Origin of the sequence: Maricaulis sp. (assembly GCF_034670125.1) — a bacterium.
GTDB lineage: Bacteria > Pseudomonadota > Alphaproteobacteria > Caulobacterales > Maricaulaceae > Maricaulis.
Genome location: NZ_JAXMOC010000001.1, coordinates 407088 through 422631, shown reverse-complemented (window position 1 = coordinate 422631; position 15544 = coordinate 407088). Strand labels below are relative to the sequence as shown.

Annotated in this window: 15 protein-coding genes; 11 read left to right on the top strand and 4 right to left on the bottom strand. The window is 64.1% G+C overall.

Annotated elements, in window-relative coordinates:
• Positions 1-9: 9 nt before the first annotated feature.
• Entirely contained in the window at positions 10-1548 is a 1539-nt protein-coding gene (gene ubiB, locus VOI18_RS01735) for a 2-polyprenylphenol 6-hydroxylase (RefSeq protein WP_323760680.1), read from the bottom strand.
• Between the two features lie 127 nt (positions 1549-1675).
• Here ubiB and VOI18_RS01730 point away from each other — a divergent pair, with 127 nt between their 5' ends.
• Complete coding sequence (locus VOI18_RS01730; protein ID WP_323760679.1) at positions 1676-2092, top strand: hypothetical protein; 417 nt, start codon at positions 1676-1678, stop codon at positions 2090-2092.
• Here VOI18_RS01730 and VOI18_RS01725 read toward each other — a convergent pair whose 3' ends face one another.
• Both VOI18_RS01725 and VOI18_RS01720 read right to left on the bottom strand, forming a co-directional pair.
• The gene (locus VOI18_RS01725; RefSeq protein WP_323760678.1) at positions 2093-2878 is read right to left on the bottom strand and encodes a class I SAM-dependent methyltransferase; all 786 of its coding nucleotides are present in this window, start codon (positions 2876-2878) and stop codon (positions 2093-2095) included. It lies immediately after the preceding gene.
• 76 nt (positions 2879-2954) lie between these two features.
• On the bottom strand, positions 2955-3647 hold the full coding sequence (locus tag VOI18_RS01720; RefSeq protein ID WP_323760677.1) for a fatty acid desaturase family protein: 693 nt from the start codon (positions 3645-3647) through the stop codon (positions 2955-2957).
• 99 nt (positions 3648-3746) lie between these two features.
• Between VOI18_RS01720 and mutM the strand changes: the two genes are divergently transcribed.
• The 7 genes from mutM (at position 3747) to recF (ending at position 11380) form a co-directional block, all read left to right on the top strand.
• Positions 3747-4610: a bifunctional DNA-formamidopyrimidine glycosylase/DNA-(apurinic or apyrimidinic site) lyase gene (gene mutM, locus VOI18_RS01715; RefSeq protein ID WP_323760676.1), complete on the top strand. Its 864-nt coding sequence runs from the start codon at positions 3747-3749 to the stop codon at positions 4608-4610.
• A gap of 97 nt (positions 4611-4707) precedes the next feature.
• Positions 4708-5640 (top strand): TraB/GumN family protein, encoded by a 933-nt coding sequence (locus VOI18_RS01710; protein WP_323760675.1) that lies wholly within the window; start codon positions 4708-4710, stop codon positions 5638-5640.
• 120 nt (positions 5641-5760) lie between these two features.
• On the top strand, positions 5761-6537 hold the full coding sequence (locus VOI18_RS01705; RefSeq protein ID WP_323760674.1) for an enoyl-CoA hydratase: 777 nt from the start codon (positions 5761-5763) through the stop codon (positions 6535-6537).
• A gap of 109 nt (positions 6538-6646) precedes the next feature.
• Entirely contained in the window at positions 6647-6913 is a 267-nt protein-coding gene (rpsT, locus tag VOI18_RS01700) for a 30S ribosomal protein S20 (RefSeq protein ID WP_011645002.1), read from the top strand.
• A 489-nt stretch (positions 6914-7402) separates the two neighbouring features.
• A complete protein-coding gene (gene dnaA / locus VOI18_RS01695; protein ID WP_323760673.1) occupies positions 7403-8863 on the top strand; it encodes a chromosomal replication initiator protein DnaA in 1461 nt (486 codons plus the stop codon).
• Between the two features lie 208 nt (positions 8864-9071).
• On the top strand, positions 9072-10190 hold the full coding sequence (gene dnaN, locus VOI18_RS01690) for a DNA polymerase III subunit beta (RefSeq protein ID WP_323760672.1): 1119 nt from the start codon (positions 9072-9074) through the stop codon (positions 10188-10190).
• Positions 10191-10207: 17 nt separating this feature from the next.
• Positions 10208-11380, top strand: coding sequence for a DNA replication/repair protein RecF (recF, locus tag VOI18_RS01685; protein ID WP_323760671.1), 1173 nt, complete (start codon positions 10208-10210; stop codon positions 11378-11380).
• Here the strand turns inward: recF and VOI18_RS01680 are convergent.
• The gene (locus tag VOI18_RS01680; RefSeq protein WP_323760670.1) at positions 11369-12145 is read right to left on the bottom strand and encodes a CPBP family intramembrane glutamic endopeptidase; all 777 of its coding nucleotides are present in this window, start codon (positions 12143-12145) and stop codon (positions 11369-11371) included. The genes recF and VOI18_RS01680 overlap by 12 nt on opposite strands.
• Before the next feature lie 115 nt (positions 12146-12260).
• Here VOI18_RS01680 and VOI18_RS01675 point away from each other — a divergent pair, with 115 nt between their 5' ends.
• The 3 genes from VOI18_RS01675 (at position 12261) to VOI18_RS01665 (ending at position 15542) form a co-directional block, all read left to right on the top strand.
• On the top strand, positions 12261-12905 hold the full coding sequence (locus tag VOI18_RS01675; RefSeq protein WP_323760669.1) for a TetR/AcrR family transcriptional regulator: 645 nt from the start codon (positions 12261-12263) through the stop codon (positions 12903-12905).
• A gap of 291 nt (positions 12906-13196) precedes the next feature.
• The gene (locus tag VOI18_RS01670; RefSeq protein ID WP_416374848.1) at positions 13197-14594 is read left to right on the top strand and encodes a circularly permuted type 2 ATP-grasp protein; all 1398 of its coding nucleotides are present in this window, start codon (positions 13197-13199) and stop codon (positions 14592-14594) included.
• A 3-nt stretch (positions 14595-14597) separates the two neighbouring features.
• A complete protein-coding gene (locus tag VOI18_RS01665) occupies positions 14598-15542 on the top strand; it encodes an alpha-E domain-containing protein (RefSeq protein WP_323760667.1) in 945 nt (314 codons plus the stop codon).
• Positions 15543-15544 lie beyond the last annotated feature (2 nt).

The following is a 15544-nucleotide window of genomic DNA, read 5'->3' as shown; positions in this document are numbered from 1 at the left end:
CCCGGAATTTTAGCTAAATGCGGCGGTCAGGGCCGCTCCCGCCGCTGCGGCAGCTGCAAGCCAGGCCAGACGCAGGAACCAGGGCCGCAGCCGTGGCCCGCCCCCCAGTGACAGCTTGCCGGCCTTGAGCTGGGCACCGACTTCGGCCCAGTCGTCGACCGCGTCGGGCAGTTTGCGCAGGGCGTCGTGCAAGCGGGTCAGGTCTTCGCCGAGATCGCGGATGCGTCCTTCCGGACCCAGTTCCCGTTTCATCCAGGCTTCGACGACGGGAGCGGCGGCGCCCCACATGTCGTGCTGCGGGTCGAGCTGCCGCGACACGCCTTCGCACTGGACCATCGTCTTCTGCAGCATCACCAGTTCCGGTCGCAGGCGCATTTCAAACAGTTCGGTGATCTCGAACAGCTGCATCAGGACGCGCGACATGGGAACCTGGTCGGCGGTCTTGCCGAAAATCGGTTCGCCGACGGCGCGCAGGGCACTGGCGAAATCCTCGACCGAATGGCGCGCCGGAACATAACCGGCCGCGAAATGGGCGCGGGCGGCGGCCAGATAGTCGCGGGTCAGGAAGCCGTGCAGGATCTGGGCGAGGAAGCGTCGCTCGGCGCGCCCGATCCGGCCCATGATGCCGAAGTCGACGGCCCAGACCGTGTCATCGGTGCGTGCGAACAGGTTGCCGCCATGCATGTCGGCGTGAAAGACGCCCCGGTCGAGGGCGGTCGACAGGAAGGCCCGCGTCAACCGGGTCGCCAGGGCAGCGCGGTCGATACCGCTGGCAGCGACCGCGTCGATGTCGGACAGCGGAATGCCGTCGATCCATTGCGTCGTCAGGATGCGCCGCGATGACCGTGTCCAGTCGACGGTCGGGATATGGTAGCCCTCGGCGACGGCGGCGGCTTCGGCCAGTTCCGACGCGGCGGCGGCTTCGAGCCGCAGGTCGGTTTCCAGCGACAGCGAGCGGGAGACGGTTTCAACGAATTTCTTCGGTTCCAGGCGGCGGCTGGCGGGCGAGAAGCGTTCCGCCAATGCGGCACCGAGCGACAGGGTGCGGATATCGCGGGCGATGCGGCCTTCGATGTCCGGCCGCAGGATCTTGACTGCCACGACCGCTCCGTCAGGCGTTACCGCCTTGTGGACCTGGGCGATGGACGCTGCAGCGATCGACGGGCCGAACTCCTGGAACAGGTCCTCGACCGGCCTGCCCAGCTCTGCCGCGAGGATGTCGCGCGCCTCACTGTCGCCAAAGGCCGGCATGCGGTCCTGCAGGCGCGACAGGCCGCGGGCGAAGCGCTCGCCGATGACATCGCTGCGGGTGGCCAGGATCTGGCCGAATTTGACGTAGGACGGGCCCAGCTTTTCCAGCGCCCGGGCCAGTCGCTCGCCGGGGTTTTCCGCCAGATCACGACGGCGGAACACACGCATGGCGGCACCCAGCCAGCGCGCCGGTGCCGGATAGAGCGACTGGTACTCGGCAGGCAGGATCGCGTCGTGCCGGGTCAGGGTCACGAGGGCGCGGATCAGGCGGATGAAAGAGGCGAGACTGGAAATCATGAAAGCGGTTTAGAGGTACGGGTCGAAATTGGCGAGAGGGCCATGACGTCGCAGTTGGTGCGGGCTTGTGGTTGCCGACTGTAAAGCTTGCTCTAATCTGTCGCTGTGAATCGAATCCGGGGCGGCAATGAATCACGAACTGGAAGTGGATGCCGAGCACCAGTGGATTCTCGTGCGCTTTCGCGGCGAAATCGCGGAGGGCGATGCGCTGGCACTTATGCAGCGGGCTGTAACAATGCCCGGCTGGACGCCGGCATGTGATCGCATCGTGGTCTACGAGGATGATGCCGACATGCATGAGCTGGATGTCGCGTCCTTCCAGCGGCTCAGTGCAGGTTTGGCTGAATTCCTCCGCGCTCACTATGGCGACACGCCGAGCCGGTCGGCTCAGGTTTGCAATGACAGCATGAAAAAGGTCCTGCTCGAATTCTGGGTCAATCTGACCGAAGACGGGTATCCGGCACAGTTACAGCTCTTCGATACAGTTCAGGAGGCGAAGGCCTGGTTGCGTCGCGAACGCGAGGACCGGGGCGGACAGGACTGATCAGGCCCAGCCGACGTGCAGCGCGGCGATCCCGCCCGAGAAATTCGTGAAGCTGACCTGACGGAAACCGGCGGCCCTCAACTCGTCCGCGAAATCATCCTGGTTCGGGAAGCGGCGGATCGATTCGACCAGGTATTGATAGCTCTCACGATCCTTCGCGACATAATGGCCGAGCTCCGGCATGACGTTGAAGGACCAGGCGTCATAGGCCTTTTCCCACGCGCGGCTGGTCGGGCGGGTGAACTCCAGACACAGGAAGCGTCCGCCAGGTTTCAGCACGCGGCGCATCTCACTCAGGGCTGTCGCGCGATCGGTGACATTGCGGATGCCGGTCGAAATGGTGACGCAGTGCGCGGTACGGTCCGGCAGGGGCAGGCATTCGGCATTGCCGGTGACCCAGTCAATGCGGCCTTCCTCGTGCGGCTTCAGACCGCGTTTCACGCCGGCGCGCAACATCTGCTCATTGATGTCCAGCACGATAGCCGAGGCCTTGCGATCGTCGCCGCGCCGATCCGCAACCGCATCGGCCTTGGCCAGGAAACTGCGCGCCAGGTCGCCCGTGCCGCCAGCGACGTCAATGTGGACCTCGCCCGGCTGCGGATTGGCGCGTGTCATCACCATGTCCTTCCAGACCCGGTGGATGCCCAGTGACATCAGGTCGTTCATCAGGTCATAGCGGCGCGCCGAGCGGTCGAAGACACCGCGTACCAGCGAGGCCTTGTCGTCGCGCGCCACATCGGCAAAGCCGAAGGAAACGGTGTCGGTATCGGTCCGGGTCGTGCTCATGCCCGGCAACATAGACCCGGACCGCCCGACCGGAAAGCGGCGCAGGCGGTCCTTGGTGTCGCATGTGGGCTGCCGGCTAGGCCAGCGCGAGGCGGGGCATGGGGGCCAGCAAAAAGCGGCGGACTTGCCACGCCCCGGCCGCGACGAAACGGCGAGCCCGGGACATGATGCGGCGTCCGCGGGCGAGCGGCCCGATGCCCATGATCTCATCGCGGGGCTTGCGGCGGGCGAACCCTTCGACGATGCCCTCGACCAGTCGGAAGACACGCAGCCTGTCGAGCCCCGGATTGAGCAGGTTGGTGACCGTGCAGTAGCGGGTGTTGTGCGCGTGGGTGTGATGCTGCCAGTGCTCTTTCGGGCTGAGCAGCAGGCCCGCGCCCTGAAGCCAGCGCACCACGGTCGGGCGCTTGCGTTTGGGCTTGTGGCTCCAGACATGGATTTCGCTGGCGAACACGCCCGTCGCCAGGGCGCTGAGGGTGAAGGCGTTGATGAGGTCTGTCGCGACGAACACGATGAAGAATACCGCGCTCAGCGCCAGGTTGGGGCCGTTGCGCGACCAGAAGCTGGCGCGGGTGCAGTCGAGCGGCTGGGCGTGATGATTGATGGTCGGCCAGTAGACGTGCCGACCGAGTATGGGGGTCTTCGGATTGCCGTATGTGTCGATATACCAGTGAACAATTCCGCTCATCAGATCCGCGAACAGGATGCCCAGACCGATCTGGCCCGCAATCATGGCGGCTGACAGGATGAAATCGATGTGATCAAACATGAGGCCTTGTCTCCGTAATTCCCAAAAGGCTGGCGAAGATGAGCCGGGAAATGCGGCGAAAGTGCAACCGCCTGAATGTAAAGATGATTCACACGTCAAATGCCTGAATTGCCTGAAGTAGAGACCGTTCGCCGGGGCCTGGTTCCGGCCCTGGAAGGGCGCCGCCTTCTCGGCGTCGAGCTCAATCGTCCGAATTTGCGCTTCCCGTTTCCGGCGCGTTTTGCGGCGCGGTTGACCGGTTGCCGGGTGCAAAGAATCGACCGGCGGGCGAAATACCTCCTGCTGCGGCTGGACAGCGGCGAAACCATGATCGGGCATCTTGGAATGTCGGGCCGGTTCTCCATCGAGGTCGACGGCGAGGCGGCGCAGCCCGGCGATTTCGTCCATGCGGCCCCGGCCGACCCCAAGCATGATCACGTGGTGTTCCGGGCCGAAGGCGGCGTGGTTGTCCGCTACAATGATCCGCGCCGCTTTGGTTACATGGACCTGTTCCCGACCGTCGACGAGGCGTCCCACAAGACGTTGGGCGCGCTCGGTCCGGAACCGCATGGCAACGGGTTTTCCGGAGCCTATCTTGGCGAGGCTCTGGCCGGGCGCCGGACCCCGATCAAGACCGCATTGCTGGACCAGTCGATCGTTGCGGGTCTGGGCAATATCTATGTCTGCGAGGCCCTGCACCGGTGTGGCATCAGCCCGCGCCGCCTGTCGGCGAGCATTCCCGGTGTCCGAGCCGAGCGACTGGCAAGGGCGGTCCGTGACGTCATAGTCGAGGCCATCGAGGCGGGTGGCTCGTCGCTCAAGGACTTTGCCTCGACTGACGGAGCTCTCGGATACTTCCAGCATCGGTTCCGCGTCTATGACCGGCTGGGATCTCCCTGCCCGACATCCGGCTGTGCCGGCGAGATCCAGCGTCTGGTGCAATCGGGGCGTTCCACCTGGTTTTGTGGCGTCTGCCAGAGATGACCGAGGCTGCGGGGGACGTCACACCGGGTCAGTCCCGGTAGTCAAAAAGGGCGAACCGGGTAACGTGTGGCGAAATTCACGTCACAGAGGTTTCTCCATGTCTTCATTCACGACCGTTCGCCGGACCCTTTCGGCTTTGACCGGTGCGGCCTTGCTGGCCGGCGGCGCACTCCTGTCCTCAACAGCGCTCGCCCAGACGGCCGATTACGCGTCCATCGAGGCCGATCCGGCGATCTGGCACCTCTCCGATGCCGATTCCGAGGTCTATATCTTCGGTACGTTCCACCTCCTGCCCCGCAGTCTGGAGTGGCGAACCGACGAGATCCGGGCGTTGGTGGCCAGTGCCGATGCGCTCTATCTGGAAGCCGACGTGCATTCGCCCGAAAGCCAGGCGGCGATGCAGCCCCTGGTCATGCAGTACGGCCTCAATCCGCCCGGCGTGACCTTGTCGTCCCTGCTGTCCGAGTCGGGCAATGCCGCCCTCGCCGACCTGGCGCCGAGCCTCGGCTTTGCTCCGGCGATGCTTGAGCCCATGCGGCCCTGGCTGGCCCAGCTTGCCCTGGCGGTCGGCCAGATGCAGGCGCTGGGGCTGGACCCCAATGCCGGTGTGGAGCTGGTTCTGCTCGGCATGGTCCAAGGCAGCGACACGCGGATGGGCTATTTCGAGACGGCCGAACAGCAGATCGGCTTCCTTGCCGGCATGCCGGATGACGCCCAGGCGCGCGCATTCGAGCAGGGGCTCGAAGACATGGCAGAGCTTCCCGCCATGATGGATACCCTGGTTACCGCCTGGGCCACGGGCGACATGGAAACCCTCGACGCCGAGGTCATCGCCGGCATGCGCGATGGAGCGCCAGAGGCCTATCAGACCCTGATCGTGCAGCGGAACCAGAACTGGATTCCCCAGATTGCCGAGATCATGGACGGTGAGGGCACGGTTCTCATTGCGGTGGGCGCAGCTCATCTGCCGGGTGAAAATGGCGTCATCGCGCTACTCCGCGAGCAGGGATATCAGGTCACTCGCCAATAGAGGGCATTCGGGCCGGGTGACTCAAACGGGTCACCCGGTATCGACGCTCGCCCCCGTCTGCGTTATAGCGGCGCGGCTTTTCCCGCGCGGGATCTCCGCGCCGTCAGATGGAGCGCCGAAATGGGCTACAAGACGATCCAGTACAAAACCGAAGGCCGGGTTGGCGTTATCACGCTGAACCGCCCCGAGGCGCTGAATGCGCTGTGCGATGAGTTGACCACCGAACTCGCTGCCGCGTTGGCAGCGTGTGAAGCGGACGACGGCATCGGCTGTGTGGTGCTCACAGGCTCCAAGAAGGCCTTCGCTGCCGGGGCCGATATCAAGGAACTCCAGTCGCGCGACATGGTCGGCCTCTACAACAAGGACCCGTTCGCGGAGACTTGGGAGGCCGTGGCCCGTTTCCGCAAGCCGATCATCGCCGGTGTGTCCGGCTATGCGCTCGGTGGCGGCTGTGAGATCGCCATGATGTGCGACTTCATCATCGCGTCGGAATCCGCCAAGTTCGGTCAGCCGGAAATCAATCTCGGCGTTATGCCGGGCGCGGGTGGTACCCAGCGACTTCCGCGCGCCATCGGCAAGGCCAAGGCGATGGACATGTGTCTGACCGGCCGCATGATGGATGCCGAGGAGGCCGAGCGGGCCGGACTGGTGTCCCGTGTCGTCCCGGCCGACGATTTCATGGACGTGGTCATGGAAGCGGCCGAGAGCATCGCCGCCAAGTCACTGCCGGTGGCCATGATGACCAAGGAAACGGTCAATCGCTCGTTCGAGGTCGGCCTGACCGAGGGCGTTCGCTTCGAACGTCGCGTGTTCATGTCACAATTCGCGCTTGAAGATCAGAAAGAGGGCATGGCTGCCTTCGCCGAGAAACGGGCTGCTCATTTCAAGCATCGCTAGGCGGCGAGGCGCAGTGGGCGGTTGACGCCCCGCCCGCAAGGGCCTATACGCCGCCGCTCACGGATTTAGCCGGGAAGTCTGTCCCGGCCGCATAAAGAGGTTTACATCCATGGCCAACACCAACTCGGCCAAGAAAATGGTCCGCAAGATCGCTCGCCGGACGGCCGTCAACAAGGCTCGTCGTTCGCGCGTCCGTACTTTCGTCAAGAAAGTCGAAATGGCGATTACGTCTGGCGACCAGGCTGCTGCCAAGACCGCTCTGGTCGAAGCTGAGTCCGAGCTGATGCGTGCTGTCGGCAAGGGCGTCTACCACAAGAATACGGGCTCGCGGAAAGTCTCCCGCCTGTCGGCCCGCGTGAAGTCGATGTCGGCCTGATCCGACGCACTCACGTTCAAGACTGAATATACGCCCGGGGCACACGCCTCGGGCGTATTTCTTTGTGTGCAGCTCACAACGGTGCGGTCGCCGCGCACGCCATTGCGGCATAAGATTATTCGAATAAATAATCTTGGTACGGAGGGGTTGCCAAACCCGATTTCCGGGAGACCGGGTCCGGAAACCCGGCTCCAGATGGTTCCTGAAAAGGACCATTTGCGCCGACATAATTCTGTCGCAAAGGCCAAGCTTCGACCCGGTCACGGATTTCCCGTGTCAAGCGAAGAATCTCGGATTCTGGGAGCTGAATCATGTTGACCGTGACCGACCCGGGAGTAACCTTTGGGCTTCTGAGGGCGACAATTCCCATGCGGAAAACTTTCCGGTAGCGGCACCACAGGGTGGAGTGCCGCCGATGGGCTTATATTGCCGAAAATACAAACACATAGCTCTCGCGTTAGCGTGAGAAAAACAAAAGTGTGATCGATAATGGCATTGAACAAACTGGCTGTTTCCGAGGCAAATACCGCAACGATCGACGGGCTTGACGCGGGGGGAATTTCGGCAATCTGGCGTCGCGTGCGCGCCCACCTCCGTGAGGAGTGCGGACCGGCGCTTTATTCGCAGGAAATCGCTCGTTTGCGGGTCCGCCTGGCGGAAACCGGCGCGTTGGCGATCATCGCACCGAGCAGTTTCAACCGGGACTGGGTGGAAGATCATTGGGGCGCCCGAATTCGCGCACTTTGGGCCGAACTCGATCCGTCCGACCGTGACATTCTCCTGCTCGCCGAAGGCCAGGACGCGCCGCAACCGGTGATAGCGACCCGTCCGGCAGTGCCGGCGGCCCGTACTCCGGCGTCATCCGGCCCTGCGGTCGCCCGGGACACCGCCCCGGCGGCAATACCGGCAGTCGAGGCGGCTCCGGTTGATACCCGTTTCAGTTTTGACAGTTTCCGGGTTGGTCCGGCCAATGAAGTTGCCGCGGCTGCCGCGCGAACCATGGTCGGTGCCGCGACACCGCCCTTTAATCCGGTGTTTTTCTATGGCGATTACGGCGTCGGCAAGACACATCTGCTCCATGCCGTCGCAACCGCGGCCCGGAACGGGCCCCGTGCCCGCAAGGCGCTCTATCTGACCGCCGAGGAATTCCTGTCCGGCTTCGTGACAGCCATGCGGGCCCGCGACACGATCTCCTTCAAGGAAACCGTGCGCGGCGTCGATGTGCTGTTGATCGATGATGTCCACTTCATCGCCGGAAAGCCGAAGACCGAAGACGAGTTCCTGCACACGATCGCGGCGCTGGTGGCCGAGAACAAGCAGGTGGTCCTGGCGTCGCACAAGCCGCCGGCCGAGTTGCAGATGCAGGATGAGCGTCTGCGCTCGCTTCTGACCGGGGGCCTGTCCTGCCCGCTGGGCAAGCCCGATCTCGACCTGCGCCGGCAGATCCTCGATTGCAAGATCGCCCAGGCGACCTGCCATTATCCGACCTTCGACGTGTCCGAAGCGGTGCGCGATTTTCTCGCCGCCCGGATCACCTCCAGCCCGCGCGAGATGGAAGGCGTCCTCAACAATGTCATCTGTCGGACCGCGCTGATCGGTCAGCCGGTGACCATGGATGTGGTGTCGACGGCCTTGCGGGAACTGTCACTGAGTTCGGAGCGCCGCCTCACCGTTGATGAGATCCAGAAGGTGGTCGCGACCCATTTCGGCATCACGACCGCTGACATCTGCTCGAAGCGCCGGACCCAGGTGGTCGTGCGCCCGCGGCACATTGCGATGTATCTCGCCAAGACGCTGACCACGCGGTCGCTCCCGGATATCGGGCGCCGTTTCGGTGGCCGTGACCATTCGACCGTGATCCATGCGGTGTCAAAAGTGACCGCCATGATTGACGCCGGTGATCCGGTCGCAGACGAGATTGATGCGCTGACCAGAGAGCTGCAGGGCTGAGCCCGGGCTGCCGGTCTCCCGAAATTCGCGTGGACGCTGGATAAATCTCTTGCGAATGCGCGAATTCATGTATCCTCTTTGGCCCATCCTGAAGGCGGGGGGCGATATCCGTCCCGCGCTGTCCAGACAGTCCCTGATCTTTGACCATTGATCTTCGACATGGATTCGGGAAGCTGACGCAGAAGACGTTGAAAGCGGAACGCGAGATATGAAGCTGACGATCGAGCGCGCGACGCTCCTCAAGGCGCTTGGCCACGTGCAGGCCGTTGTCGAAAAGCGCAACACCATTCCGATCCTGTCCAATGTGCTGATCTCTGCCGGCCCTGACGGGGCCAGCTTTGCGGCAACAGACCTCGATATCGAGATCCTCGAGACCACCGATGCCAGCTGTGATGGCGAAGGCCTGGTAACGGCGCCGGCGCACACCCTCTATGACATCACGCGGAAACTGCCGGATGGCGCCGATGTGACCCTTGAGATGAATGGCAGCGATCCGCGCCTGACGCTCAAGGCTGGCCGTTCCAGCTTCTCGCTGCCTTCCCTGCCACCGGGTGATTTCCCGGTCATGCCGACCGAGGATCTCGAGCACCGCTTCCAGGTGCCGGCTCGCGAGCTGGCGCGCCTGATCGACAAGACACGTTTTGCCATCTCCACCGAGGAGACGCGCTACTATCTCAACGGCATCCACCTGCACGCCGCCGAACAGGACGGCCGCAAGACGCTGCGGGCTGTGGCGACCGATGGCGTCCGACTGGCGCTGGCGGAAGTCGATCTGCCGGACGGTGCCGACGGCATGCCGGGTGTGATCGTGCCGCGCAAGACCGTCCAGGAAGTCAAGCGCCTGCTCGAAGACGCCGACGACGACGTTGAAGTCTCCGTATCCGAAGGCAAGATCCGTTTCCGTCTGGGTCGTGCGGTGCTGACGTCCAAGCTGATCGACGGTGCCTTTCCGGATTATGAGCGCGTCATTCCGCGCGGCAATACGCGCCTGATGTCGGTCGAGAACAAGCGCTTCGCCGAGGCCGTTGATCGTGTGGCGACCATCTCCGTCGAGAAGTCACGGTCGGTGAAACTGTCGCTGGGCGCTGACGCGCTGACCCTTGCGGTCAACAATCCCGAAAGCGGACAGGCCGAGGAAGAGCTCGCGGTCTCCTATTCGGATGAAGGCTTCGCGATCGGCTTCAATGCCCGCTACATGCTGGATGTCGCCTCCCAGATCGAAGGCGACGAGGCCCGCTTCCATTTTGCCGATGCCGCGTCCCCGGCCCTGGTGACCGACAGCGGTGACCCGGACGCGCTTTACGTATTGATGCCGCTGCGCGTGTGACGGGTCAGGCCGCCACGATGCCACCTGAGACACCGCCGCCGGTTCCGCCTGCGGCGGTTCGTCGTTTGCGGCTTACCAACTTCCGCAGCTATCCCGATCTCGACCTCGAGCTGGCTGCCGCGCCGGTCGCCCTGTTCGGTGAGAACGGGGCCGGAAAGACCAATCTGCTCGAGGCCATCTCGTTTCTGGCGCCGGGACGTGGCATGCGCTTGGCCGGGGCTGACGGGGTCGCGACCAAGGGTCCCGCCGGCGTGGCGCCGGAATGGGCAGTCTTCGCCGAGGCGGACACACGGGAAGGCGGTTTCCGCCTGGGTGTCGGCGCCCGCGGGTCGGCCCGGCGGGAGACCCGCATAGACGGCGAACCGGCAGCCCAGACTGCGCTGGCGCGTCTTCTGCCGATGATCTGGCTGACCCCGGCCCAGGACCGCCTGTTTGCCGGGCCGCGAGCCGATCGCCTGAAATTCTTTGACCGTCTCGTCCATGCCGCCGACCCGGCCCATGCCGACGCGGCCAGCGCCTATGAGAAAAGTCGGACCCGACGGCAGCGTCTGCTCGACGAGGGCGGGCAGGACCCGTCCTGGCTCAGCGCCATCGAGGTCGAGATGGCCGGTCATGGTGTGGCCATGGCCGCGGCCCGTCTGGATGCGCTTATCCGCCTCCAGGGTGAGATAGACCGGCGACCGGAAGGCGTGTTCCCGCAGGCTGACCTGGCGCTGGACGGTGCTGTTGAGGCAGATCTTGCCGAGGGCCTGACGGCGGGCGAGGCGGAGGACCGCTTCCTGGCCGCGCTGCGGGACGGTCGCCGCCGCGACGGTGCGGCCGGACGGACGCTGACCCGCGGCCCCCACCGAACCGAACTTCTCGCCCGCCATCGCGCCAAGGACCAGCCGGCGGGCGATTGCTCAACCGGTGAGCAGAAGGCCCTGATCCTGACACTCGCCCTGGCCCAGGCCCGGGCGCTGGGCCAGCAATGGGGCGTCGCGCCGCTGCTCCTTCTCGATGAAGCCTGCGCCCATCTCGACGCGCTGCGCCGGGAAGGGCTGGCCCGGGAGATCCTGGCGTCCGGCTCCCAGGCCTGGCTGACCGGCGTCGAACAGGTGTTGTTCGAGCCGTTCGGCAACGCGATCCAGTTTCGTGAGGTCCGGGACGGGCGCGTCGATGATCCCTTCCGCGGTGGCTCAGGCCGGTGATGCGCTTGCGGCCGGCGCGTCGGCCGTTTCGGCGTCAGCCAGAATGTCGTCAGCCCGAGCATGGGCATCGGTGAGGGCAACCAGGCATCCGGCCAGAGCGTCGACAACCACATGAATGAGCATCGCCGGCCACAGCGATCCACCCAGCAGGACGACAGCTGTCATCAAGACGGTGATCGGCAGGATGCGCAGCATGCCGGAGATGCCCTGGTAGGCATGGGCGATGATGAACAGGCTTACGGACGCCAGGGCGGCCGCCCAGAGCGGCATCATCAGGGCCAGCGTTGCCATCAGGAAGCCGCGGAAAATGACTTCCTCGGTAATCCCGGCGGTCACTGACAGGGCCTGAAAGCCGAGATGTTCCGACAGTCGGCGCGGGCGCAGCAGATCAAAGCCTTCCGCCTCGGCCAGCTGCCTGCGCAACTTGCTGCGGGCGGTTCGGTCGAGCGCGGTCGTCACCAGGGAATAGAGACCGTAGACGATCGTGGCGCCGGCCAGTGTCCAGGCCAGCGCACCGCCCCAGCCTGTGGCGGCGGTCAGGCCGAGCCCGGTCAAAGGGAGGCCGGCGACATGCCAGCAGCCAAGGCAGGTGGCGCACAGCAGCCACAGGACCAGCCCGGTCTTGCGGTATTGGTGCATGACCGGCCGCGCGTCCTCGGGGGCGCGCCGTTTGTCCCGGATATCACTGACCAAGCCGGCGATCAGGACCGCGGCGATGGCGAGAAGGCCCAGGATCAGGGACGGTGTTTGCGTGAGCGTCTGCATGTGGGAGTCTCCCTTTGTGTCTTGACCGGTGCGGCGGATGCGTGCGATCAAGTTCATATAATGCGAATGCGAATTCGCGTTCACATTTAGAAGGGGCAGCGGGATGAGTCAAGGGGTGCGACCGACGCGGCAGGCGAGATCGCGGGAAACGCGGGACAGGCTGGTGCGGGCGCTGGACCAGAAGCTGCGTGAAAAGGCCTTCGCGGACGTGTCGATTGCCGAGTTGGCAGAGGCGGCCGGATTGTCCGTCGGCGCGGTCTATCGCCGGTTTGAAAACAAGGACGCCTTCATTCCGGTCATTTTCGAGCTCTATCGCGAGCGCCTCGAAGCATTCATGGCGGGTGAAGGGCGGGTCGAGATCGAGCCCGATGGCGGATTGCGGGCGGCCATTCACACTGCCTGTCGCGTGGCATGGCGCTTCCTCGACCAGCATGGATATCTGGTCCGTGCCTCCCACATATACAGCCGCCTTCGCCCCGACCTGATCGGCGATGAGTGGGAGGCGATGCTGGACCAGGCGCGCCAGTCCGCCGATCAGCTGCTCGAACTGTTCGGCGACGAGGTCAAACGCCAAGACCGGGCCGAGGCGGCCCAGATGTTCACCTATCTGATGAATACCCTGCCGATCGAGCGGGCCCTGTATCGAGACGAGGGCGCTGCCGCCGTGCTTGAGCTGGACGATGACCAGTTCGTCGCGGCCATCGCGGACACCCTGTACGGCTACCTCGTCACCCCGGATCGCCCCGCGACAGACGGATGAAGCTTGCCGCGGGACGGTTGAGCAGATAACCCTTTGAGATAGTTGAAAGCTGATGGTGAGTGGCAGTTTGTCGTCACATCGATCAGCCGGGACCGGCCCCGTTCCGGCCACCCGCCGGACTTCGTGCTCCACAGGCACATCGGAACCAATCCGGGCCGGCATCGCAAAAGACGACGCGACGACAAGATCAGCACGGCAGGTGCGCCTTGCACAGCTCAACCGCCCGGAACCCGTGGTCCGGCTGCGGCCGGTGCTGAGGACGAAAGGGAGTTTTGCGTGTTCTTCGATGAAATGCTCGACGGGACCGGCGGCGTCCACGAACCCTATGCAGCCTATCAGGACTGGCTCCAGCAGACCGACGCCTCAGGCTTGCGCACAAAGGCCAAGGAGGCCGAAGCCTTTTTCCGCCGTGTCGGTATCACCTTCAATGTTTATGGCCAGAGCGATGCCGATGAACGCCTGATCCCGTTCGATGTCGTGCCGCGCATCATCTCGGCCCGTGAATGGGCGCGCCTGGAAAAGGGCATCGACCAGCGGGTCCGTGCCATCAACGCCTTCCTGCACGACATCTATCATGATCAGGACATCATCCGGGCCGGCCGCATTCCCGAAAGCCTGATCGCCAACAACGAGGCCTTCCTGCCGAAGATGATCGGCGTGACGCCGCCCGGCGGCGTGTACACGCATATTGTCGGCACCGACCTGGTACGAACCGGCAAGGATGAGTTCTACGTCCTCGAGGACAATGCGCGGACCCCGTCAGGGGTTTCCTACATGCTGGAAAACCGCGAGACGATGTTGCAGATGTTTCCGGAGCTGTTCTCCAGGATCCGGGTCCAGCCCGTCTCCGATTACCCGACCGAGTTGCGCCGGGCGCTGGCCAAAAGCGCTCCGCCGGCCTGCACCGGACGGCCGGTGATCGCCGTGCTCACGCCCGGCCTGCACAACTCGGCCTTCTTCGAACATGCCTTTCTTGCCGAGCAGATGGGTGTTGAACTGGTCGAGGGGAGTGATCTGCAGGTTGTCGATGGCCGGGTCGCGATGCGCACGACCCGCGGGTATCGACCGATCGACGTGCTCTACCGGCGTGTGGACGATGACTATCTCGACCCGCTGAACTTCCGCCCGGACAGCCTGCTTGGGGTTCCGGGCATCATGGACATCTACCGCTCCGGCGGGATCACGATCGCCAACGCACCGGGAACCGGCGTCGCCGACGACAAGGCGATCTATTCCTACATGCCCGACATCGTCGAGTTTTACACCGGCCAGCAAGCCATCCTCAAAAATGTCCCGACCTGGCGCTGTGCCGAGCCGGACTCGCTGGCCTATGTGCTCGACAATCTCGACCAGCTGGTTGTGAAGGAAGTCCACGGATCCGGGGGCTATGGGATGTTGGTCGGACCCGCTGCGTCCAAGAAGGAAATCGCTGCCTTCAAGACCAAGCTGAAAGCCCGGCCGGCCGCCTATATCGCCCAGCCGACCCTGGCGCTTTCAACCGTTCCCGTCCTCACGCGCGGCGGGCTCGCTCCCCGACATGTGGATCTGCGCCCCTTTGCGCTGGTCGCGCCGGACGGGGTCCGGCTGACGCCAGGCGGGTTGACCCGCGTGGCGATGAAAAAAGGGTCCCTGGTGGTGAACTCGTCGCAGGGCGGCGGCACCAAGGACACCTGGGTATTGGAGGACTGACACATGCTGGGAAAACATGCCTCAGGCCTCTACTGGATGTTCCGCCACCTCGAACGGTCGGAGAATACCGCCCGCCTGGTCGAGGCCGGCTTTCGCCTCGCGCTGACCCGGGCTGCCGACGGGGATGCGGAATGGGAGTCGATTGTCGCGACGGCCGGCTGCCGGGATGCCTATCTGACCCATAATGACGGTTTCGACAGTGCCAGCGTGATCGACTTCCTGCTTCGCAGCCGGGACAATCCATCCAGCGTCATGTCGGTGTTCGACGCCGCCCGCTCCAATGCCCGCATGGTCCGGACCGCTTTGACCCGCGAGGTGTGGGAGTCGGTCAATGAGGGCTGGATGACCCTTCGCAGCCGTCTGGCCAAGCCGGTCAAGCAGGGCGATCTGCCCGAAGTGCTCAGCCTGATCCGGCATCAAAGCGGGCTGGTTCGTGGCCTCTATCACGGCACCATGCTGCGCAATGACATTTTCAGCTATGCCCGCCTTGGCACCTTCCTCGAGCGGGCCGACAACACCGCCCGCATCCTCGACGTGAAATACTATGTCCTGCTGCCCTCGACCTCTTTCGTCGGGTCGTCACTGGACAATGTGCAATGGGACATGGTGCTGCGCTGCGCCTCGGCCGAGCGGGCTTTCAACTGGTTGCATGGCGGCGAGGCCAGCCCGTCATCGATCGCAGAATTCCTGATCCTCGAGCCGGAAATGCCGCGTTCGCTGATCTATTGCAGCGACAAGTTCGTGCGCAATCTGCGCTATCTCAAGGACGCCTATGGCGGCGCGCACATGCCCAGTCTCGATATCGCGCTCGACCTGCGTCAGGGCCTGCGCAGCCAGTCGATCGACCAGGTTTTCAAGACGGGCCTGCACGAATACCTGACCGAATTTCTCGCCACCATCAATTCGCTCGGTCGCCAGATCGAGACGGATTACCGCTTCTACGAGTGAGA